The sequence below is a fragment of the Faecalicatena orotica genome, from assembly GCF_003149245.1.
GTDB lineage: Bacteria > Bacillota > Clostridia > Lachnospirales > Lachnospiraceae > Faecalicatena_A > Faecalicatena_A orotica.
Map to the genome: position 1 here is coordinate 1 of NZ_QGDL01000007.1, position 20628 is coordinate 20628.

At 45.1% G+C, this 20628-nt stretch carries 21 protein-coding genes and 1 tRNA gene; 16 read left to right on the forward strand and 6 right to left on the reverse strand.

Annotated features, from left to right (window positions below; genetic code table 11):
* Positions 1–194, reverse strand: a 194-nt coding sequence (locus A8806_RS11795; protein ID WP_146203253.1) for a helix-turn-helix domain-containing protein, incomplete at its 3' end; no start/stop codon positions are given.
* A 251-nt stretch (positions 195–445) separates the two neighbouring features.
* On the opposite strand from A8806_RS11795, the gene A8806_RS11800 reads away from it, so the two are divergent.
* The 3 genes from A8806_RS11800 to A8806_RS11810 all read left to right on the forward strand — a co-directional run bounded on the left by A8806_RS11800 (position 446) and on the right by A8806_RS11810 (position 1667).
* Positions 446–517 (forward strand) — tRNA-Arg (locus A8806_RS11800).
* A gap of 98 nt (positions 518–615) precedes the next feature.
* On the forward strand, positions 616–1344 hold the full coding sequence (locus tag A8806_RS11805; protein ID WP_109731410.1) for an AzlC family ABC transporter permease: 729 nt from the start codon (positions 616–618) through the stop codon (positions 1342–1344).
* Positions 1335–1667, forward strand: a complete 333-nt coding sequence (locus A8806_RS11810; protein ID WP_109731411.1) for a branched-chain amino acid transporter permease — start codon at positions 1335–1337, stop codon at positions 1665–1667. The genes A8806_RS11805 and A8806_RS11810 overlap by 10 nt, the downstream gene beginning before the upstream one ends.
* Before the next feature lie 71 nt (positions 1668–1738).
* Here A8806_RS11810 and A8806_RS11815 read toward each other — a convergent pair whose 3' ends face one another.
* The 4 genes from A8806_RS11815 to A8806_RS11830 all read right to left on the reverse strand — a co-directional run bounded on the left by A8806_RS11815 (position 1739) and on the right by A8806_RS11830 (position 4676).
* On the reverse strand, positions 1739–2542 hold the full coding sequence (locus A8806_RS11815) for a hypothetical protein (protein WP_109731412.1): 804 nt from the start codon (positions 2540–2542) through the stop codon (positions 1739–1741).
* Positions 2536–3234: an ABC transporter ATP-binding protein gene (locus A8806_RS11820; RefSeq protein WP_109731413.1), complete on the reverse strand. Its 699-nt coding sequence runs from the start codon at positions 3232–3234 to the stop codon at positions 2536–2538. Before A8806_RS11820 ends, A8806_RS11815 begins: the two co-directional genes overlap by 7 nt.
* The gene (locus tag A8806_RS11825; protein WP_109731414.1) at positions 3235–3603 is read right to left on the reverse strand and encodes a GntR family transcriptional regulator; all 369 of its coding nucleotides are present in this window, start codon (positions 3601–3603) and stop codon (positions 3235–3237) included.
* 158 nt (positions 3604–3761) lie between these two features.
* Positions 3762–4676, reverse strand: coding sequence for a deoxyribonuclease IV (locus A8806_RS11830; RefSeq protein WP_109731415.1), 915 nt, complete (start codon positions 4674–4676; stop codon positions 3762–3764).
* A 177-nt stretch (positions 4677–4853) separates the two neighbouring features.
* On the opposite strand from A8806_RS11830, the gene A8806_RS11835 reads away from it, so the two are divergent.
* The 13 genes from A8806_RS11835 to A8806_RS11885 all read left to right on the forward strand — a co-directional run bounded on the left by A8806_RS11835 (position 4854) and on the right by A8806_RS11885 (position 20153).
* Positions 4854–5402 carry a Uma2 family endonuclease gene (locus A8806_RS11835; protein ID WP_109731416.1) on the forward strand — a complete coding sequence of 183 codons (549 nt, stop codon included), beginning with the start codon at positions 4854–4856 and terminating at the stop codon, positions 5400–5402.
* Positions 5403–5511: 109 nt separating this feature from the next.
* Positions 5512–7278, forward strand: a complete 1767-nt coding sequence (gene argS, locus A8806_RS11840) for an arginine--tRNA ligase (protein ID WP_109731417.1) — start codon at positions 5512–5514, stop codon at positions 7276–7278.
* A 9-nt stretch (positions 7279–7287) separates the two neighbouring features.
* The gene (locus tag A8806_RS11845; protein WP_109731418.1) at positions 7288–8457 is read left to right on the forward strand and encodes an alanyl-tRNA editing protein; all 1170 of its coding nucleotides are present in this window, start codon (positions 7288–7290) and stop codon (positions 8455–8457) included.
* Positions 8454–9380 (forward strand): CPBP family intramembrane glutamic endopeptidase, encoded by a 927-nt coding sequence (locus A8806_RS11850; RefSeq protein WP_109731419.1) that lies wholly within the window; start codon positions 8454–8456, stop codon positions 9378–9380. Before A8806_RS11845 ends, A8806_RS11850 begins: the two co-directional genes overlap by 4 nt.
* A gap of 890 nt (positions 9381–10270) precedes the next feature.
* Positions 10271–10438, forward strand: a complete 168-nt coding sequence (locus tag A8806_RS26200) for a hypothetical protein (RefSeq protein WP_181368681.1) — start codon at positions 10271–10273, stop codon at positions 10436–10438.
* A gap of 18 nt (positions 10439–10456) precedes the next feature.
* Complete coding sequence (locus A8806_RS11855) at positions 10457–11512, forward strand: ATPase, T2SS/T4P/T4SS family (RefSeq protein ID WP_109731420.1); 1056 nt, start codon at positions 10457–10459, stop codon at positions 11510–11512.
* A 26-nt stretch (positions 11513–11538) separates the two neighbouring features.
* Positions 11539–13041 carry a hypothetical protein gene (locus A8806_RS11860; protein ID WP_109731421.1) on the forward strand — a complete coding sequence of 501 codons (1503 nt, stop codon included), beginning with the start codon at positions 11539–11541 and terminating at the stop codon, positions 13039–13041.
* A gap of 169 nt (positions 13042–13210) precedes the next feature.
* Complete coding sequence (locus A8806_RS26205) at positions 13211–13366, forward strand: hypothetical protein (protein WP_181368682.1); 156 nt, start codon at positions 13211–13213, stop codon at positions 13364–13366.
* 31 nt (positions 13367–13397) lie between these two features.
* Positions 13398–13871 carry a hypothetical protein gene (locus tag A8806_RS11865; protein WP_109731422.1) on the forward strand — a complete coding sequence of 158 codons (474 nt, stop codon included), beginning with the start codon at positions 13398–13400 and terminating at the stop codon, positions 13869–13871.
* 11 nt (positions 13872–13882) lie between these two features.
* Positions 13883–14215 (forward strand): hypothetical protein, encoded by a 333-nt coding sequence (locus A8806_RS11870; protein WP_109731423.1) that lies wholly within the window; start codon positions 13883–13885, stop codon positions 14213–14215.
* Between the two features lie 21 nt (positions 14216–14236).
* Entirely contained in the window at positions 14237–14914 is a 678-nt protein-coding gene (locus tag A8806_RS11875; RefSeq protein ID WP_109731424.1) for a hypothetical protein, read from the forward strand.
* Complete coding sequence (locus tag A8806_RS11880; RefSeq protein ID WP_181368683.1) at positions 14911–18756, forward strand: right-handed parallel beta-helix repeat-containing protein; 3846 nt, start codon at positions 14911–14913, stop codon at positions 18754–18756. The genes A8806_RS11875 and A8806_RS11880 overlap by 4 nt, the downstream gene beginning before the upstream one ends.
* Positions 18757–18974: 218 nt before the next feature.
* Positions 18975–20153: a C40 family peptidase gene (locus tag A8806_RS11885; RefSeq protein WP_242996059.1), complete on the forward strand. Its 1179-nt coding sequence runs from the start codon at positions 18975–18977 to the stop codon at positions 20151–20153.
* A 91-nt stretch (positions 20154–20244) separates the two neighbouring features.
* Here the strand turns inward: A8806_RS11885 and A8806_RS11890 are convergent, their stop codons facing one another.
* Positions 20245–20613: a VOC family protein gene (locus A8806_RS11890; protein ID WP_109731426.1), complete on the reverse strand. Its 369-nt coding sequence runs from the start codon at positions 20611–20613 to the stop codon at positions 20245–20247.
* Between the last annotated feature and the right edge of the window lie 15 nt (positions 20614–20628).

Here is a 20628-nt window from a genome sequence, read left to right on the forward strand (position 1 = left end):
GGGTTGTTGAAGCTGCCTTTATTCCAAGTGTTAGCAACCCGATTTTTAAAGACTTCATCGGATATGGTGGACGGGTCCTTACAAAGGTACTTGGAAATCTCACGAAAAGACTTGCTTTCATCTAGAGATTGTTCAATATAGCGACGGTCCTCGATTGTAAGATGTTTATGATTCCCTGGTATAAGTTTTGACATAGTGTTATCCTCCTTATGCCGCCGGTTTGGACAACTGATAGAACTATACCGCTAGAAGGAATCATATGCAAGAGTAAACCCTACTTATCCAAGACTAAGTCCTACATAGGATGAACAGGGTAGGATTTAGAAAAATAATTTACGACTCTGGTTTTTTGTTTCTTTAGTCTTTACTTTTTGGAAAATTTGTGCTAGGATTATAAGGCGTTCTGTTGAGGATGATTTAAGACTGGCAGGACATATCCGATTATGCGTCTGTAGCTCAGTGGATAGAGCAATGCCCTCCGGAGGCATGTGCGGCGGTTCGACTCCGCCCAGACGTGTATTTTTTATGCTCTGAAACTTATCAGGGGGCGGGATGACTTTTGCCCCAACATTATAAAGATACAAATGTTAATATATACAAGAAGGAATGAGTGAGATGTCAGGTTATAAGAAAGCGTTTAAAAAGGCATTCCCTTATACGATTCCGGTGCTGACGGGATATTTATTTATCGGGATTGCTTTTGGGGTCATGTATGCGGAAAAAGGATATTCAGCCTGGTGGGCCGTACTAATGAGCCTGCTGGTGTATGCCGGGTCAGGGCAGTATCTGGCGGTTAACTTTTTTGTCCCCGGAATTTCCTTCATACAGGTGATTTTTATGACGCTGATGGTTAATATACGCCATATCTTTTATGGATTGTCGCTGCTGGAACGGTTCCACAGAATGGGTGCGAAACGCTGGTACATGATTTTCGGTCTGACGGATGAGACATACTCGCTTTTATGTACAACGAAGGTGCCCGAGGATGTGGAGGAGGACAAGTTCCTGCTCGCAATCTCACTTCTGGATCAGAGTTACTGGGTCATTGGCTCTGCAATAGGGGGGATCCTGAAGAGTGTCCTGCCGTTCAATGCAGAAGGGATTGAATTCGCGATGACAGCTTTGTTTGTTGTAATATTTGTGGAACAGTGGATGGAGGCAAGGAACCGGATTCCGGCAGTGATCGGGGTGATCAGTGCCCTGCTGTGCCTGCAGGTATTCGGAAGCGCAAGCTTTGTCTTCCCGACCATGATATTGAGTATCCTTGTGCTGTTTGTAATGAAGAAGCGGCTGGACAGGGATACGGATCACGGAAATGAAGGGGAGGTGGAGACATGCCGGTAAATGCAGTGACTTCTCTACTGATCATACTTGCAGTGGCGGCAACGACGTTTGCCACAAGGGCTGTTCCGTTTCTTGTTTTCCCGAAAGGGAAAGAGATACCAAAGGTTGTTGAGTACCTGGGAAAGGTCCTGACACCTGCTGTGATAGGTATGCTGGTCATATACTGCCTGAAAGACACGCAGATTATGGCAGCTCCTCATGGATTACCAGAACTGATTGCCGTATTGGCTGTCGTGGTTCTCCATGTATGGAAAAGGAATAACCTTTTAAGCATTGGGGCGGGAACTGTTTTGTATATGGTTCTTGTCCAAATAGTGTTTTAAAGAGATATTGGAATAAGGAAGAGCCTGCGGATGGGGTTTGATTTGACTCAAATCCACCTGCAGGCTCTTTTTTAACTGAGATTTAGTTTTTTGTTCATAATATACTGGACACCGAAATAGGCTGCTATCATAATGATGGCTGACATGACTCCTCCCAGTCTGAAAGAAGTTACCATATAATGTGTGGCTGGCATTCCACGACTGGCAAGATATGCTGTCGTGCCGGGCCCTATATTAAATGCAAACATCAGTGAAAATGAGAGGACCTGTATTATGGCTGACAGTATAAAATAAGTGACAATCGCACATAAGATGCGGTGGCCCGGGAACAACTGCCCGATTGCCACACAGAGGTAAAGCATGACAATGCTGCCAAGGGTGCCGAACAGGGAATAAATCAGCAGGCTGATACCAAACTGTGTGATCGGCATTCCGAGAGACTTCGTAACATCCGCGGCCACCTGTGCATATGCCTCCGTCACATTGTCGCCGCTTACCAGTATCAGTAAGGATGCGGCCGAGATCAGGACACTTGAAAATTCCCATATGATTCCGGATATAATCTTTGCCCACAACTGCTGGGTTGCCGTTGCCGGAAGGGTCCATGTCAGATATCCTTCATCTGTATACAGGTTTTTATAAAAACGGGCAACTAACAGGATGTTAATGCCAAATCCAATACCGGTGAACAAAAGGAGGAACAGGGAGAAAAATAAAATCAGTGGGGAAAGGTAAGCTTCTAATTTTAAATTAAAGTCCAGCTGATTCATGAAAAGAATGCGTCCGAGTATGCAGGCAGTCACCAATATGGCATGCAGTACAATGAAAATGCGCATTCCGTATTTCAGATCATATTTCACTAATTTCCCTAACATTTGAATACCTCCCTGAATAAAGCATCTACAGATTTGCCCCATTTGCTGCGGATCTCGTCAACCGTTGCATTCAGGGTAAGCTGTCCGTTCTGAAGGAAGATTACCCTGTCCAGCACGTTTTCAATATCAGTTATGAGATGTGTAGATAACAGGATTGTTGCATTCTCATTGTAATTCGTCAGAATCGTGTGCAGGATATAATCCCTGGCCGCCGGGTCGACACCCCCGATCGGCTCGTCCAGTATGTAGAGTTCTGCATCCCGGCTCATGACAAGGACAAGCTGGACTTTTTCCTTTGTTCCTTTTGAAAGTGTCCTCAGGCGGGCATGGGTGTCAATTTCCAGATCTTTCAGCATGGCATTTGCACGTTCGATGCTGAAATTGTCATAGAAGTCTACAAAATAGGATAAGATTTCGTCTACCCGCATGTGATCATTTAAATATCCACGTTCAGGCAGATAGGATACCAGTTTTTTTGTTTCGACCCCGGGAGCCAGACTGTTAATCATGACACGGCCGTCAGTGGGAATAAGAAGTCCGTTAATCAGCTTGATCAGCGTTGTCTTGCCGCTGCCGTTCGGGCCGAGCAGGCCTACGATCTGGCCTCTTTCCAGAGTCAGGTCCAGATTGGAAAGGGCATAGAAGTTGTTATATTTTTTAGTTAATCCCTGACATTCCAGAAGTGGTTTCATTTACTTATCCTCCTTTAATGCTTTCTGAATCAATTCTAAAGTCTCCCCGGATTCAAATCCAAGCAGTTCCATTTTCTCAAGAAACTGGTGGATGTGCTCCGATGCCAGTTCAAGCTTCATATTCTTCAGCATCTTCTTGTCCTCAGTGATAAACCGGCCGCTGGTCCGCTGTGAATATACCAGTCCGCTTCTCTCCAGCTCGGAGAGTGCTTTCTGCATGGTATTCGGGTTCACGGCGGCATCCAGTGCCAGATCACGTACGGAAGGAAGCTTGTCTCCCGGCTTGTATGTGCCGGCAATGATGTCCTGCTGGATCCGTTCCATGAGCTGCAGGTAGATGGGACGGTCATTATCTAAATCCCACGGCATCTAAGTCACCTCTTTTTCTATAATGTACAACAAAAATAAACGATACCTCATCATATCTTTTTTGCGGAGAGATATCGCACACCGTTGCTGCTTATAAATCTACGACTGTACTAACTATATAATACAATCATACAATGAGGGTGTGCAGATGTCAAGCCTCAGTCAGCAGACTTTTCATGATCTGCGATAATCTTGTTTAATAAGTCCGGATCAAATACACCTTTTCGCAGCATTTCGATCTCATACTTATAAGGGGCATAAGACTTCTTCTCCTTTGTCGGGGACGGAATATAGGGTGTTTCCAGAATCTTGGGCACGTTTTCAAAGTCTTTATGGTGTACAATGGTGTTGATTGCATCAAAGCCGATTTCGCCGAAACCAATGTTTGCATGACGGTCTTTCGCGGCCCCGGGAACATTTTTACTGTCATTAATATGAAAAACTGCGATCTGGTCCTTTCCGATGATCTGGTCGAATTCCTGAACGACGTCATCGAAATGGTGGACGATGTCATACCCGCTGTCACTTGTGTGGCAGGTATCAAAACATACCCGGAGTTTTTCGTTATATGTGACCCCGTCGTAGATGCGTGCCAGTTCTTCAAATGAGCGCCCAACCTCGGAACCCTTTCCGGCCATTGTCTCAAGCGCGATGAAACAGTCCGTATCCTTCGTCAGGACTTCATTCAGTCCTTTGATGATCTGTGCAGTGCCGGTATCTGTCCCCTCACCGACGTGTGCGCCGGGATGGAGGATCAGGATGTGGCTTCTGCAGGCAACGGTACGTTTAATCTCTTTATCGAGAAATTCAACGGCGAGCTCAAAAGTCTCGGGCTTTACGGCATTGCCGAGATTGATGATGTATGGGGCATGGACGATGATTTCATCGATGCCGTGTTCACCCATATATTCCCATGCCGGACCGATATTCAATTCACTGATATCTTTACGGCGCGTATTCTGGGGCGCCCCTGTATAAAACATAAATGTATCTGCTCCATAAGAAACAGCTTCTTTCGCGGAACCGAGCAGCATTTCTTTACCGCTCATCCCTACATGTGATCCTATTTTCATGAATATTACCTTCCTTCTTATAAAAAATCCCACTTTATGTGGATTTACGGTTACTGTGCACGCCCGTAGGGTGTGAACAGTATCACTATTTTATAACAGCGGCACGAGAAAAACAAGGAAACATTGAATAATACTCTTTAATCAGATATAATAAAAAACATGAAGGAGGGTTGCAAAATGCCATTGCCAAACCAGAATAAAGAATACACAGTGGAAGATATCTATACACTGCCTGACGGTGTACGTGCAGAATTGATTGATGGGCAGATTTATTATATGTCACCGCCCGGAAGGAGACACCAAAAATTAGTGGCTTTTTTTATAAGTACTATTTCAAATTATATACAGTCTCATGATGGAAACTGTGAAATCTATCCTGCCCCATTTGCCGTATTTCTAAATGAAGATGACAAGAACTATGTTGAGCCGGATATAAGTGTAATATGCAATCCGGACAAGCTCAATGATAAAGGCTGCGCAGGCGCACCGGACTGGGTGGTTGAGATTGTCTCGCCGGGCAGCAGGCGCATGGATTATTCTATAAAACTATTCAAATACCGCTTAGCAGGAGTCCGGGAATACTGGATTGCTGACCCTGAGAAGAACCGTATCATGGTTTGGAATTTTGAATTAGAAGACACGGGTGAATACACCTTTTTGGATTCCGTAAAAGTGGGGATCTATGAGGACTTTGAAGTTGACTTTTCCACAATTGATATAGAGTAAAATGCAGTATGATAAAAAAACTTGAATATATAGGGATTTGGATTTATAATTTTGTATTGTCAGTACTTCTTAATTATACATGAAAAATAGAACGGAGCGTGAAATAAAAGTGAATACATTACTGGAACTTATTACCATAGAAATGAAAAAAGCCTTTCAGGCAGCCGGATATGATGAGGCTTTTGCAAAGGTGACGTTGTCCAACAGACCAGATTTGTGTGAATATCAGTGTAATGGTGCAATGGCAGCTGCAAAGACTTATAAAAAGGCGCCGATCATGATTGCGAATGATGTGGTGGCCGGGTTGAAGGACTGTGCCTGTTTTGAAATGGCAGAGGCTGTCAATCCCGGATTTATCAATCTGAAGGCAGATCCTTCTTTTGTGGCGCAGTATCTGAACGCGATGGCGTCGGACTCTGACTTAGGTGTGGAGAAGGAAAAGAATCCAAAGACAATCATGGTTGATTACGGCGGGCCGAATGTGGCCAAACCCCTGCATGTCGGGCATCTCCGTTCAGCAATTATCGGAGAGAGCGTGAAGCGTATTGCCAGATTTAAAGGGAACGAAGTAATCGGAGATATCCATCTGGGCGACTGGGGATACCAGATGGGGTTAATTATTACAGAACTGAGAAAAAGAAAACCGGAGCTTCCTTACTTTGATGAGTCCTTTGAGGGTGAATATCCAGAGGAAGCGCCGTTTACGATCGGCGAACTGGAAGAGATATATCCGACGGCCAGTGCATATGCAAAGGAACATGATGATTACAGGGATGAAGCACTTAAGGCAACGTTCCTGCTCCAGAACGGGCACGCAGGATACCGTGCGATCTGGAATCATATCATGAATGTTTCGGTGACTGACCTGAAGAAGAATTATAAGAATCTGAATGTTGACTTCGACCTCTGGAAAGGCGAGGCGGATGCACAGAAATATATCCCTGATATGGTGGAAAGACTGAAAAGTGAAGGGTATGCCCACTATGATGACGGTGCACTTGTGGTAGATGTGCAGGAAGAAGATGATAAGAAGGAAGTTCCGCCGTGTATGATCTTAAAGTCAGACGGGGCCGCGCTGTATGATACAACGGACCTTGCAACACTGGTAGAGAGAGAAAAGCTGTACCGTCCGGACGAAGTGATCTATATTGTGGACAAGCGTCAGGAACTTCATTTTGTACAGGTTTTCCGCTGTGCAAAGAAGACGGGTATTGTGCGTGAGGAGACGGCACTTAAGTTCCTCGGTTTCGGTACGATGAACGGGAAAGACGGCAAGCCTTTCAAGACGAGGGAAGGCGGTGTGATGCGTCTGGAGAACCTGATCCGGGAAATCAATGATGAGATGTACAAGAAGATCATGGACAACCGGACTGTCACAGAGGAAGAAGCAAGGAACACGGCCAAGATCGTGGGACTGGCAGCCATCAAGTATGGTGACCTGTCCAACCAGGCAGCGAAAGATTATGTGTTTGATGTAGACCGTTTTACATCTTTCGAAGGAAATACAGGGCCTTATATTTTATACACGATCGTGCGTATCAAGTCCATTTTAAATAAATACCGGGAGAACGGCGGAGAGCTTACACAGCTTTCTGTTAAAAATGCGTCCAGTGACTGCGAAAAGGCACTTATGCTGGAGGCCGCAAAGTTCAACGATGTGATAGAGGCAGTATACGAAGAGACGGCACCTCACAGGCTCTGCGCATACATCTATGATCTGGCCAATGCATTTAATAAGTTTTACCATGAAACAAAGATTCTGACAGAGGAGAACGAGGAACGGAAAGCAGGATATATTGCACTCCTGAAACTTGTAAAAGAAATTCTGGAAACATGTATCGGCCTGCTCGGATTTGAGGCACCGGAAAGGATGTAGAGAAAGATTATGACAGAAAAGTTATTTTATCAGGACAGTCATATGACGGAGTTTACGGCCCGGGTCTTAAAGTGTCAGCCGAAAGGGGAAGAGTATGAGGTGGTCCTTGACAGGACTGCCTTTTTTCCCGAGGGCGGCGGGCAGTATGCGGATACGGGCACACTTTCAGGGGTCAGGGTCAGGGATGTCCATGAAAGGGACGGTATCCTTTATCACCTGACAGAAGCGCCTGTTGAGGAGAACACGGATGTAACAGGAGTAATTGACTGGGATATGCGTTTCATGAAAATGCAGCAGCATACTGGCGAGCATATAGTTTCGGGACTTGTCCATGAAAGATTTGGATATAATAATGTGGGATTCCATCTGGGCAGTGAGGACTGTACGATGGATTTTAACGGAGAGATTACAAAAGAAGAACTCCGGGAAATCGAGTGGGCAGCCAATGAAGCGGCAGTGAAAAATCTGGATGTCCTCGTCAGCTATCCTTCAAAAGAAGAACTGAAAGATCTGGAATACCGCAGTAAGATCGGGATAGAGGGACAGGTCAGGATTGTAACGATTCCGGGATATGATGTGTGTGCATGCTGTGCGCCGCATGTGAAGAGGACCGGGGAGATCGGTGTCATTAAGCTGGCAAATGTGCAGCGCTATAAAGGCGGCGTCAGGGTGACTATGCTCTGCGGATTCCGCGCCCTTCTGGATTACCGGCAGAAGGAGGAGCAGGTGAGAAGTATTTCTGCCAATCTGAGCGCGAAGGAGAATCAGGTGGCGCAGGCTGTGGAACATATGAAAGAGGAGAACGGCCGGATGAAGCAGAAGCTTTCGGACAGCCAGAAGCAGCTGCTTATGTACAGGGCAAAGGAAATCCCAAAGGACGAAGCATTTGTATGCTTTTTCGAACAGGGCCTTGAGGGTGAAGGGCCGAGAATCCTTATGAACCTGGTTCTGGCCGAAGGAAAAGAAGGCTGTGCTGTTTTTGTGGAAACAGGGGATGAGGAGTACCGTTATGTGATTGGCAGCAGGAATCTGGATGTCCGCCCGCTGGCAAAAGGCCTGAATGAGGCATTCTCAGGACGGGGCGGCGGAAAGCCGGAGATGGTGCAGGGGTCCTTAAAAGGGAAAGAAAGCGATGTGAGGGTGTGGATACAGAAGAAAGTGAGGGAAACAGACGAATGAATAAGAATCCGGGGGCAAAGCAGTTTTGGAGACTGACCGGCCCCATTCTTTTGTATTGGCTGATTGAATTTGCAGGAAGGATCATCGCAGAGCTTTTCGTGATGGCCCCGCATTTTGGTGAGATCATGAGAAATACGCTGGCAGCAGGCGCATCCACGCAGGATGAGTTTATGGAGCTGACCATGCAAAGTACCGAAAAGTTAATGGAGATTGTCGTAAGATATCAGGTTGAGATCCTGGCATTCGGGGCTCTGTGTACGATACCGCTGACATGGTTTTTGTTCCATGCGGACCGGAAAATGGAGCGCACACTTCAGATCCCGTTAAATAAAAAAGCCGGTATCTTAAAATATGCAGAGATCATCGGGATAGGCGTTGCAGTGTGCATCGGTCTGAACTGCTTAAGCTTCATGACCAATCTGGCGTTTTTCAGTACCGAGTATCAGAAAACGTCGGAGACTTTTTACTCGGCAGGTATTCCGGTCCAGATTATCTGTTTGGGAATTATCATGCCGATAGCGGAAGAGATGATGTTCCGCGGTGTGCTTTATAAGCGGTACAGGGAACAGGGCGGATTTTTGAAAGCCGCATTGTATTCGACACTCTTATTCAGTATTATACACGGGAATATAGTACAGTTTTTATATACTTTTGCACTGGGGATGCTGCTCTGCTATGTATACGAGAAATTTGGGTCCTTCAAGGCCCCTGTTGTTCTGCATATCTTAGTGAATATGGTCTCTCTGGTTCTGACGAATACAGGGGTGTTTACCTGGCTTACAGGCAGGGCCATGAGGATGGGAATCACAACAGTAGTCTGTGCATTTGTAGGTTCGGTGATGTTTGTATTGATTCAGCGCATCGATGAAAAGCCGGATGTGGCAGTGCCTAAGCAGGAGCCGGATGTTACGAATATGTTTTAGGGTATGTTTTGAGGCAGACACAGGACTTTTTACGAAGTCCTGTGTCTGTTTTTACAATCAGATTTTCCGGTCAAAAGGTTTGCAAAAAGTGCAGAAAAATTTGCTTGACTTTTGAAGGATCTGGGAGTAATCTATTAACACAGACAGAACAAAAGTCTGTATCAAGGATTTATCTTTTATTTCTTTTGGGATCTTGGAATCTTTAATTTTCCATGTTTAGTATTTTAATATTACAGTGTTTTTGGGCTTTTTAATAAGATTTGCATAGCATGCTAGTGAATTAAAGGCGGGTTATAGGGCTATTCAGATATTTTATGAGATATTAAGAATATGACCAGTGCAGTGAAAAGCAGTCAGAGAAAATATTTTATAGCATAAAATTTATATAAGTTTTTGTACTTGACATACTATATAATATATGATATTATACGGTGTATAAAATAAATCTAAAGTTCTTAATTTACTATTTTCAAAACAGTGTATTGATTGTCACTGTTTCGGCTTTGAGAGTTTCTCTCATATTTTACATTTTGTTTTAATTGATATCGTTTGTTTTCTTATATCTGTAAAGATATATCATTCGGTAATAATTCTTTTCGGATCGTCTCCGGAGATACTCGTACTTTATTTGGTAAGAAGCATTGGTTAAGCCCGTAAGTAAAGGGAAAACGATGCTTTGGCAGGCATATGTGCCGATGCATTTTTAGCAGACGGCGTTTTTTCTCTATACCTGCAGATAGATATTTTGGAAAGGCGGTGGTGCGTATTGATCTGTTAAAGTTTGTCCGTTCACAGGACCTGTAATTGAAAAATGTAAAGGTGAGTTTATAAACAGACAGCGAAGCGGATTTTGAATATCCGGTTCGGTTAAATGAACAGGAGGAATGTATATGAAAACATTTATGGAAGAATATGGAGTTATTGTAGTAGCGGCAATCGTAATTATGATTATTGTAGTGGCAGCAACACCGCTTGGCAACAGCATTAAGGCGGGCATTATTGAGGCAGTGGGGAAATTGACAACGGCACTCGGCACAACAGCATCCGTTGTCGGATGATAGACGGGGGAGCGCTGGATGAGGGTTTCAAAGGAAGCATGGAATTTAAAGGATGAGAGCTTCGGACCGCTTCTTGAATATGTGCGGGACGAAGAGATTACGGATATTAACTATAATGGGAAGGATGTATGGGTAGAGCATTTAAAACACGGTATTTATAAAGTGCCCGTGCATCTGACAGAAGAATTCGTCAGCCAGCTCAGCATCCGGGTTTCCAATGTAGTGAGTGAGCAGATAAACAAGTTTAACAATGTGCTGGAGGCGGAGACCGATATCTTACGGATATCCATTATACATCCAAGTGCCACCAATACAGGGTATGCGGTATCGATCCGCAAGACACCGGCGGTCATGCGGCTGACAAAAGAGAAGATGCTGAGGGAACAGTACTGTTCCGCAGAGGTTCTGGCGTTTCTGGTCCTTTGCATGAAGGCCAGAATGAATATGGTTTTCTGCGGACGCCCGGGTGCGGGAAAGACGGAACTGCTGAAGTTCCTGACACAGTATATACCGAAAGAAGAAAAGGTGATGACCATCGAGGATAACCTGGAGATACACTACCGGGAGATCAATCCCGGGGCAAATTGTGTGGAATTGAAGGTTGACAGTGAACTGTTCCCCTATACAAAGGCAATCAAGACGGCTTTGAGGCAGAACCCGCAGTGGGTTCTGCTCTCAGAAGCAAGGTCGGCTGAGGTAAAGTACCTGCTGGAATGTTTCTCTACGGGACTCCACGGACTGACCACACTGCACACAGATGATACGAGAAAGATACCGGACAGGATCCAGAATATGATGCAGGACAGTTATGCCGCATCCAGACTTGAGAATGATATTTACAGCTTTTTAAACGTCGGGATTCTGCTCAGAAAGAAGGTGACTGAAAATAAGGAAGTGGTAAGATACATTGATCAGATATGCCTGTTCGACCGCGTGGGAGAAGAAAATATTGCGCAGCTGATTGTGGAAGGCGGCAGGTTTGTTTCGAAAGAAATACCGGTTAATCTTAGAAAAAAGTTCAGGCTGGAGAATATAAATGACCCATTTGAACAAAAAAATGTCCGGAGTACATAAGAAAGAATCTGTTGGAGGCAGAGAGAATGAAAAAGAGTAGAAAAAAAGGGCGTGTTAAGTACTGGAATCCCGGATATGCAAGACAGGAGGTGCACCGGTTAGGATACCGTTTTTCTGTACGGAAGTATGCAGAGTATCTTCTGGGGCTTTTCGGATGTATTGCTGCATTTACCTGGATCTTCAGACTTAAGGTGCCGTGTGTACTGATCATCAGCGTCGCCTCAGTCTGCTTTATCCCCGGGATTTTTATTATGACATACCGGAATGCCTATGAGCAGAAGCGGTTTGAAGACGTTACAGCTTACATGGAGCAGATCCTGTATTCCTTTAAGCGGCGGGCTAAGATCCTGACTTCACTGGAGGATACACTTGCATTGTTCCAGAAAGGAGAAAGCAGGCTGTATGATGCCATATCTGACGCGATACGTTATATCCAGAACGCAGATGCGAAAGAGAATCTTTACCGGGAAGCTTTTTCATTTATAGAGAAGGAATATGGATGTTCAAGGCTTTATAAAATCCATGACTTCCTGATCAATGCAGAAGAAGTGGGAGGTGACTTCGATGCATCGGCCGATATTCTCCTGAATGACAGGAAGCTGTGGATTGACCGGGTATACGAACTGCAGAGGGAGAAGAAGAGTGTTAAAGTAAAGATCACAATCGGGATCGGGCTGTCTTTTTTCATATGCGGTATGACTGTCTTCATGCTTCCGAAGGGGTTTGCGGTTACAGATCAGGTTATTTCACAGGCAGTGACTACACTGACAATACTTCTGAACATGCTGATCTGGTATATTGCCCAGAGGAAATTGTCAAAGAGCCTTATTCTGGGTGAGGAAGGCATGGAATATGAAGAAGTGAAAAGACAGTACGATTATGTGATGCACAGAAATCTGGTCAGGGAAAGACAAAAAGGATATTTCCAGGCGGGACTGGTCCTGCCGTTCATAGTGTACCTGGGGCTGAAGGGAAAGATGCTGCCGGCCGGGCTTCTGACAGGTTTTGCGGTTCTCATAGCGACACAGCCGGGGCGAAGGTACAGGGTGTCTCTGAAACATGTGACAAGGGCAGTGGAAAAAGCATTTCCTGAGTGGCTGATGAGCATGTCCCTCCAGCTCCAGACGGACAATGTACATGTCTCACTGGCGAAATCCATCGCAAATGCCCCGGAACTTCTTAAGGAGGAATTAGGGACACTGCTCCAGAAGATTGAGAGGGAGCCGGATTCGGTACAGCCTTATCTGGGCTTTATGAAACCGGTCAGCCTTCCTGATATTACATCTGCAATGAAGGTTCTATACTCAATGGCGGAATTTGGCGCCGCAGATATCAGCAGGCAGATCGCCCCGCTGGTAGAGCGCAATGCGGCCATGACGGACAAGGCGGAAAGAATCAGGGCCGAGGATGAGATCGCAGGCATCAGTTTTTTAATTCTGCTCCCGATGATCACGGGAGTGGTAAAAATGCTGGCCGATCTGGCACTTGTCGTAGTTTATATTTTGTCCGCAGTGAATAGTGTGGCATGAAAGGAGGACATATGAAAGAGTTTCTGGAGGAATACGGGGGCATTATTGCAGTTTCGCTCATAGGGTATGCAGTTATGTCAGGCCTGTGGGAGATATTAAGGATGCTTTGTGAAACAAGTATATAGAAGGCAGAAAAACTGTTTTATGATATGTGATGGGAGTTTAAGATATGAAAGAGTTTATAGAAGAATATGGCGGGATTATGATGGCATGCTTTATGGGGCTTTTGTTTCTAGGGGTGATGTCCGGCCTGCTGGACCCGGACGGGGGCTTAAGCCGCCTTGCAGTCATCTTTGCAGAAGGGATCGGGACCCTGTGCAGCTGAGAAGTGCCGGGACGAAAGGGAGGTGCATAACTTGAAGGCGGTGATTGGTGAATATGGAAAAGTGATCATTCTTGCGCTGGTTTTATCGGGGATGGTGCTGTTTTTATTCGGGAAGGGAGAAGACGGATTCCTTGGAATGCTCGCAAGCACAGGCCCTGCAGAGACGATAGGGAACAAAGATACCTTTGCAGCTGCAAACGCGATCGCCTCAAGAGCACTCCCGGAATTGTCCGTCAGAGTGAAGAAGCTGAGAAGGGGAACGGAGTATAACCTGCTTGACCGTGACTTGTTTGAGATCACGGCCAAAAATGAAGACGGGGAAAATGTGGAACTTTCTATCGTGAGAATCATTGCACCCGGAGAGCAGGATATTACGGCAGTGACGGAGCCGGAGCATTTTACACCCGGACTACAGGGCGAATACAGAATGACATACAGGGCATCAGAAATCTACCTCGCCAGTGAGAAGGCAAAGGAAAAAGAGTACCGCTTTATTGCAGACTGAAAGGAGAGAAGATGAAAGGTGCGGTTGAAACAATGATCGGAATGATCATGATTGCTTTTATGGCAGTACTCAGCACAGCGTATATCACGGCATCTTTGAATACGCAGAGGGCACAGAATTATCACTCAGCTGTGATCGCGGAAGTGGAGGCTGGTGATTTTTCGGAAATTGTGATACGCGGCTGTAAGGAAAAAGCAGAAGAAAACGGTTATGCGGGTCTGGAGGTCGAACCGCTTGTGACTGCCGGCGGCGGGAAATATGCGAAAGTAACGCTTACATATGATTATACCATTCCTATGCTGGATTTATTTTTAAAACATGAGATAGTAGGCTATGCCAGATAATAACAGGGAGGAATCAGATTTATGAAGAATGCCGTCATAGGCTTTTTCTTGGTAATCATCCTGATATTTTCAGGAGTTGCCATTCAAACGGCAGAAGACAGGACAACACGGAAAAATGAACTTGACAACAGTCTGGGAGCGGCGATGGAGCAGTCGATGAAGATTCTGACAGTCAATACGGTGTACCATATTGAAAAAGAGGACGGAAGCGGTGAACTGGCAGCAGATTTCATTCAGGGCTTTCTGCTGAAAACAACAAGCAACTCAGACTATACAATAGAAATTCTGGATATTGATGTGGAAAAGGGACTTCTGGATGTCCGGGCAGAGGAAACCTACAAGCAGGTGATAGGACATGGAAAGATATCCTGCCGGAAGACCGTAATTCTGGAAGACCTTGTGGAAAAGGAAGATATCTTTTACCATGTGTCATTTCAGGCAGGATACGCGGAGCATAAAGGTGAAGAAGAGAAGGACTATGTGCTTAAGCAGATCAGTATCCACAGTGGTGACAATCTGACGGCGGAAGCCCTTCCCAACATTAACATGGACAAGGAGGGCCGGAGATTTCGCGGGTGGCGGATGGTGAAACCTGCGGACCATACAGGGATACTGTATAACAGGGAAAACATCAGTGACATATGTGTCACGGAAGAAATCGTACTGCAGGCTGTTTACCAGACGGAGGAAGTGATATGAATAAAAGGGTGAAAGTAATCATTATGTTAATTATTGTGCTCCTGATCTCTGGTCTCTGCTTTCCGATAATCAGTGAGGCACAGATGACTCCTGCAGAAGAGATTTTTCAGGATCCGGATTATGATTATCATGAGGCCGTGTATCAGCTATTCAGGGAAGAGGATGTTGTTTCTATATTAGCCAATGCAGATACCGGTAAAAGGGATACCTTTATGGAGAGGCTCTCAGAAGATGAACTGTACGGGCTGATGATGCTGTACAGGTATGCGCTGGTGTCGGAAACAGTTCAGGATTGTATACAGGCTGAAGGCGGGAACTCTGCAAAGGATGAGGACAGCATAAAAGAAAAGATTGAGAAAGAATTGGGATTTTACGGGGAGCTGATCAACAGGCTGGATGAAACTGCAAAACATCCGGATGCTGATATGGAAGAATGTGTGGAAAATGACCAGATTAAGTCCGGTGCGGATAATCAGAATGATGCAGGGACAGAAGCAGGAACTGAAAGCAGCCCCGCGGAGGAGTATGAAACTAATGCAGGTCCGGAAGCAGAAAACGTGGACGTGCAAAAATCCCGGGAACAATCAGCATTTGCCATATTTCGGGAAACTATAATGGCGAATGACAGTGATATCGAAGCATATGGAGGAGAAATTAATGATTTTGAAGGCTATGCGGCATACCTAAAAACAAAGACTGACTGTAACATTACTGAGCTGATCCGGCTGCTTGAATGTATGGAAGAAAGGGAAGAGGACAGCACCGGGCAGACTGAAGCGGAAGTGAAAGTTCTTTTGTACAGCATGTACGCAGAGGCGCGGAAACCAGATGAGAAAGAGGAATCAAAAGAGCAGGATAAAACACCGTTTATGAGAGCTGCACCATCGGGTATAATGGGGGCGGTACGGGCAGGAAGTCCTGCTAATGCAGTTGCCAGAATAGGGAGTACTTATTATACAACATTCAACAGTGCATTTAATGCCCTTCCGAATGGAGGAACTCTTTATGTCCTGCGTAATTGTGAGGCCACGCATATTGTGACAACCAAGTCATTTTCCATATATCCTGAGGGGCAGAATGTGAAGGTGACTTTCAATGAATCAAAACTGGAACCTGCTGGGATTATCTGTACTCCTCAGGGAACAGGGAACCCTACGTGGACAATTAGCGGGAAAGACGGGTACACGATCACGTTTGACGCGAACAAAATGGGGAGTTCGGGCGTTCTCAGCAGCCATAATGCAGTTATTTACCTAAAGAGCGGTGCCAGACTCACAAATTCGCGGGGAAATGGAGTATGGAATGAATTAGGCACGACAAATGTTTACGATGGCGCATGGATTTATAATAATGGTTCACACGGTATAGCTACACTCGGTACGGTCAATATCTATGGTGGGAAAATATACGGCAACAAGTATGACGGGATGCGTTCACAGAAAGCGATCAACGTATACGGCGGCGAAATCTATAATAATCAGGAATGTGGAGTGCATGTCGGTGAAGGAAGCTGTACGTTCACCATGACCGGGGGTGCAATTCATGATAACATAACCGGTGTCGGAAATATAAACGGTCAGGGGACTATTCAGATCAGCGGAGGCGAAATCTATCATAACAAGAAGAATGGCATCAGCACGCAGGGACGGCAGATGACAATTACAGGGACTGTACGTATCCATAACAATGCAGAAAGCGGCGTAGTAATAGGCGGAGGCACGGCATCAGTCACGGGAGGGAGTATCTTTGAGAACCCTGTTTCCGGCATTATAAATAGAAGCACTTTAAACATCAGCGGGGGTGAAGTTTATTCCAATACGGCGCAGAACGGCGCCGGAATTCAGAACTATGGCACCATGAACATGTCGGGAGGCAGTGTGACCGGAAACCGTGCAGCAGGTGCAGGAGGCGGAATCTGCCTTCAGGCAGGAAGTACATTGCAGCTCAGTGGCGGAACGATTCGTGGCAATACAGCCGGCAGTGGGGAAGGAGTCTATCACAATGGCGCAGCAATGAAAATGAGTGGTAATGGCGCTGTGGATACAGGGAACGATGTTTACCTGTGTGCAGGAAAGTACATATCTGTTACAGGGCGGCTGGGCGGACAGCACGCGGCAGTACTGACACCTGCTGATTACAGGAACGGCCGAAAGGCCGCGGAATATGCTTGCGACAATAAAAAAGGCAGTACTTGTTTCCGGCAGTTTAGTTTATCACCTAACGGCAGTTACTGTCTGCGCCCCGGAGACTATCAGGACTCCCGGTCCGGTGCATCTGACGGAGATATTGTATTGAGTACAAGATACCGAGCTCGTTATCAGAAGAATATTGATGCGGACATTAAGGATATGCCGGGAGAGACAGATAAGTACTGGTATGAAACCGGATCTCTTTCTTCTCTGACTCCATCCTCGGATCTGGTAAAATTCAGAGGCTGGTCGGAAAACAGCAGTGCTGACACGGCACAATACCAGCCCGGGGCTGAACTCAATTCTTCCGTGAATAAAGACATTACATTATATGCGGTCTGGAAGACGAAAATTAAGATAAATTATGCCAGTAATAAAAACGTGCAGGGGCAAGTAAAGCCAGATTATGTGACATGGAAGGACTGTACAGCGGGCCGCGGGTACACTGTCCGGAAGAATGCGGAATTTACGCAATATGAGAGAGAACAGTCCTCCTTTGCAGGGTGGGATATTACATCGGATGCACCGGCAAAAACAGTGCGTTTTCCTGAGAGACAGACATCTATCCTTTCATATGAAGATCTGCTGAGACTGGCAGCAGAGCAGCAGGGCAGCAATTATTCAAATGAAGAATTCCTTCAGGAGATCACCCTCTATGCAGTGTGGGATGAAGCACCTGTCATTTCGGCGGACGGTGTGACAGAGTTTTACGAAGGGACAGAAGTTACAAAAAAGATGCTTCTGGAAAATATGAAGGCTGCTGACCGGGAAGACGGCGATATCTCCGAAAGCATCAGGATCCTCCAGATAAAATATGCAGACGGCAAATTATCCGGCGGGGAAAAACAAAAAGGGCAGACAGACACGTGGGAGACGAACATGCCCGATGATTACACGCTGGATACATGGTTTATGCAGATGGACCCCGGGGATTCACCGGCTGTCCATAAAATTAAATATGCTGTCACAGACAGTTTCGGGAATGAAACAAAATATGAATGGACTGTAAAGGTAAAATATAATGAATTCCCAGAAATTGAAACAGAAGACTGGTATTTTACTCTGGAAGAGGCAAAAGCTGGTGCGATAACGGAGGAAACTCTTCTGAGGGATGCTATTTTCGCGGGAAGGGTAAAGGCGAAAGATAAAGAAGATGATGAACTGTATCCCGGAAAAATTCAGGAAAACTTACAGCTCTTGGATTTTCATGCGGAAGATTTTGTAACATTTGAAGAATCAGGATATGTGGTGGTCACCTACTGTGTAAAAGACAGTATGGGGCCCGGTGGTGAAGGGAAAGAAACCTTCCGCCAGTGTACGGTACATATTTTAAAAGACGGGGAAGTGGTAAAGCCGGAACCAGTAAAATATGTAAGGTTTATCAATCAGGAATATTATGAAAAAAACCTGGATTCAGGTAATGATAAAAATGGCGGTCTGTCCGCTGATTCCAAGTGGTACAAGGACCCTGTGTACAAAGAAAAAATAACCGGTACATGGGAGTGTAAAAACGGAACTGGAGAAATCTGGGAATTTAACAAAAATGATGTCAGAGAGGTGAAAAATTATGTGAAAAAGCACGGAATTGGAAATAGCAGGGAAGAAAAAGCTCTGAAACAGTTTGTTAACAGTTTCGGGTATGCCAGAAAGTAATATTAAAGTCTAAAATATTACGCAAATGTTAAAAAGATATTGCATTTTTTTCACTTATCCTTTATAATTCATTTTGTATGAACATAAGATGAAAATTACATAACCCCAAATTATGTTATTTTTCAATAAATCCTGTTGAAAAATGCTGAAGAATATTGTATAGTAAGGACATATATGTGGGGACATAGATAATAAATAAGTTAAGGATGGGTGAATTTATGAAATTAAAAAAAGTACTTAATATGTTAGTGGCAACAGCAATGACATGTTCTATGGTAGCTGTGCCTGTATTTGCTGCGCCAAATACATCAAGTCTGGAATCAAAGAAGAGTGCTGTACAGAGTGAAGTAAACAGCCTGCAGTCACAGTTGTCAGAACTGATGTCCAAGATGACAGATCTGCAGAATCAGTTGATTACAAAAGGTGAAGAGATCACCAAGGCTGAGAAGCAGTTGAAAGAAGCGGAAGAAAAAGAAGCACAGCAGTATGAAGACATGAAGCTTCGTATTAAATATATGTATGAAGAGGGTGACGGCACAGCCGTAGAGAGAATCTTAAGCTCAGGCAGTATCGCAGAGATGCTTAACCAGGCTGAATATACCCAGAAAGTACATAGTTATGACAGACAGATGTTGGACGAGTATGTTGAGACGGTCAATGAAGTAAAGGACTTAAAGAACACACTTGAAGAAGACATGAACAAGCTTGAGGACATGCAGACAGAATATGAAGCCCAGCAGACTGAATTAAGTACTACAATTGAGAATAAGAGTGCCGAGGTTGCCAATCTGGATGCACAGATTCAGGAAGCAGCAAGAAAAGCAGCAGAGGAGCAGGCTGCAAGAGAGAAAGCTGCTCAGGAAGCTGCGGCAAAGAATAATTCCAATAATAACAATAGCAACAATAATAGTAATAACGCGAACACTAACAATAACGGCAATGAGTCAGCTGTTGATAATAACAACACCGGAGGCGGAGAAAGCAATGGTGGAGGTACTTCTAATCAGACACCAGAGGCTCCAAGTACCCCGGAAAACTCAGGCGGTGGTTCAGGCAGTGCGGGTAATACAAGTGCTGCACAGACAATTGTAAATGCAGCATGGTCACAGATCGGAGTTCCTTATGTATGGGGCGGAACAACACCATATGTCGGACTTGACTGTTCAGGACTTACACAGTGGTGCCATGCACAGGCTGGAATCTCTATTGGACGTGTGGACTCTGCACAGCTGGCAGGTGGAATGCCGGTAAGCGATCCGCAGCCGGGAGATATCGCATGGACACCCGGACATGTGGCGATTTACATAGGCGGCGGCCAGATGATTGAAGCACAGCAGCCGGGAACAACAATTTGTGTCAGCTCAGTACGTGCTTCAGCATATGTAAGATACTGGTAAGAATAAAGCAATAAAAAGAATCCCAGACAATGTGGGATTCTTTTTTTACCGCTTTTTTATTGACAAAAGATAGAGATTCTGGCATATGGCATTATTTTTCAGGAACAATCTCCAGCCAGTATCCATCGGGATCTTCAATGAAGTAGATTCCCATTTCAGGATTTTCAAAACAGACACAGCCCATCTCTTTATGTTTCTTTAAAGCTGCGTCGAAGTCAGTTACACGGAATGCCAGATGAATCTCGTTGTCACCAAGTTCATACGGGCGGTCCATATCGCGCAGCCATGTCAGCTCCAAAAGATGCGGTGTCGTGCCGTCTCCTAGGTATACAAGGGTGAAGCTGCCGTCATCAGCTTCTTTCGTGCTTGAAACTTCCAGACCGAGAGCTTCTTTGTAGAAGTTTAATGACTTTTCCAGGTCGTACACATTTAAATTGTTGTGAGCAAATGTAAATTTCATATCTTACCTCCATAA

Excerpts from the sequence above, each read along its gene's own strand:
- A8806_RS11805 (WP_109731410.1), top strand. The coding sequence starts at position 616 with ATGTCAGGTTATAAGAAAGCGTTTAAAAAGGCATTCCCTTATACGATT.
- A8806_RS11810 (WP_109731411.1), top strand. The coding sequence starts at position 1,335 with ATGCCGGTAAATGCAGTGACTTCTCTACTGATCATACTTGCAGTGGCG.
- A8806_RS11815 (WP_109731412.1), bottom strand. The coding sequence starts at position 2,542 with ATGTTAGGGAAATTAGTGAAATATGATCTGAAATACGGAATGCGCATT.
- A8806_RS11820 (WP_109731413.1), bottom strand. The coding sequence starts at position 3,234 with ATGAAACCACTTCTGGAATGTCAGGGATTAACTAAAAAATATAACAAC.
- A8806_RS11825 (WP_109731414.1), bottom strand. The coding sequence starts at position 3,603 with ATGCCGTGGGATTTAGATAATGACCGTCCCATCTACCTGCAGCTCATG.
- A8806_RS11830 (WP_109731415.1), bottom strand. The coding sequence starts at position 4,676 with ATGAAAATAGGATCACATGTAGGGATGAGCGGTAAAGAAATGCTGCTC.
- A8806_RS11835 (WP_109731416.1), top strand. The coding sequence starts at position 4,854 with ATGCCATTGCCAAACCAGAATAAAGAATACACAGTGGAAGATATCTAT.
- A8806_RS11845 (WP_109731418.1), top strand. The coding sequence starts at position 7,288 with ATGACAGAAAAGTTATTTTATCAGGACAGTCATATGACGGAGTTTACG.
- A8806_RS11850 (WP_109731419.1), top strand. The coding sequence starts at position 8,454 with ATGAATAAGAATCCGGGGGCAAAGCAGTTTTGGAGACTGACCGGCCCC.
- A8806_RS26200 (WP_181368681.1), top strand. The coding sequence starts at position 10,271 with ATGAAAACATTTATGGAAGAATATGGAGTTATTGTAGTAGCGGCAATC.
- A8806_RS11855 (WP_109731420.1), top strand. The coding sequence starts at position 10,457 with ATGAGGGTTTCAAAGGAAGCATGGAATTTAAAGGATGAGAGCTTCGGA.
- A8806_RS11860 (WP_109731421.1), top strand. The coding sequence starts at position 11,539 with ATGAAAAAGAGTAGAAAAAAAGGGCGTGTTAAGTACTGGAATCCCGGA.
- A8806_RS26205 (WP_181368682.1), top strand. The coding sequence starts at position 13,211 with ATGAAAGAGTTTATAGAAGAATATGGCGGGATTATGATGGCATGCTTT.
- A8806_RS11870 (WP_109731423.1), top strand. The coding sequence starts at position 13,883 with ATGAAAGGTGCGGTTGAAACAATGATCGGAATGATCATGATTGCTTTT.
- A8806_RS11875 (WP_109731424.1), top strand. The coding sequence starts at position 14,237 with ATGAAGAATGCCGTCATAGGCTTTTTCTTGGTAATCATCCTGATATTT.
- A8806_RS11880 (WP_181368683.1), top strand. The coding sequence starts at position 14,911 with ATGAATAAAAGGGTGAAAGTAATCATTATGTTAATTATTGTGCTCCTG.
- A8806_RS11885 (WP_242996059.1), top strand. The coding sequence starts at position 18,975 with ATGAAATTAAAAAAAGTACTTAATATGTTAGTGGCAACAGCAATGACA.
- A8806_RS11890 (WP_109731426.1), bottom strand. The coding sequence starts at position 20,613 with ATGAAATTTACATTTGCTCACAACAATTTAAATGTGTACGACCTGGAA.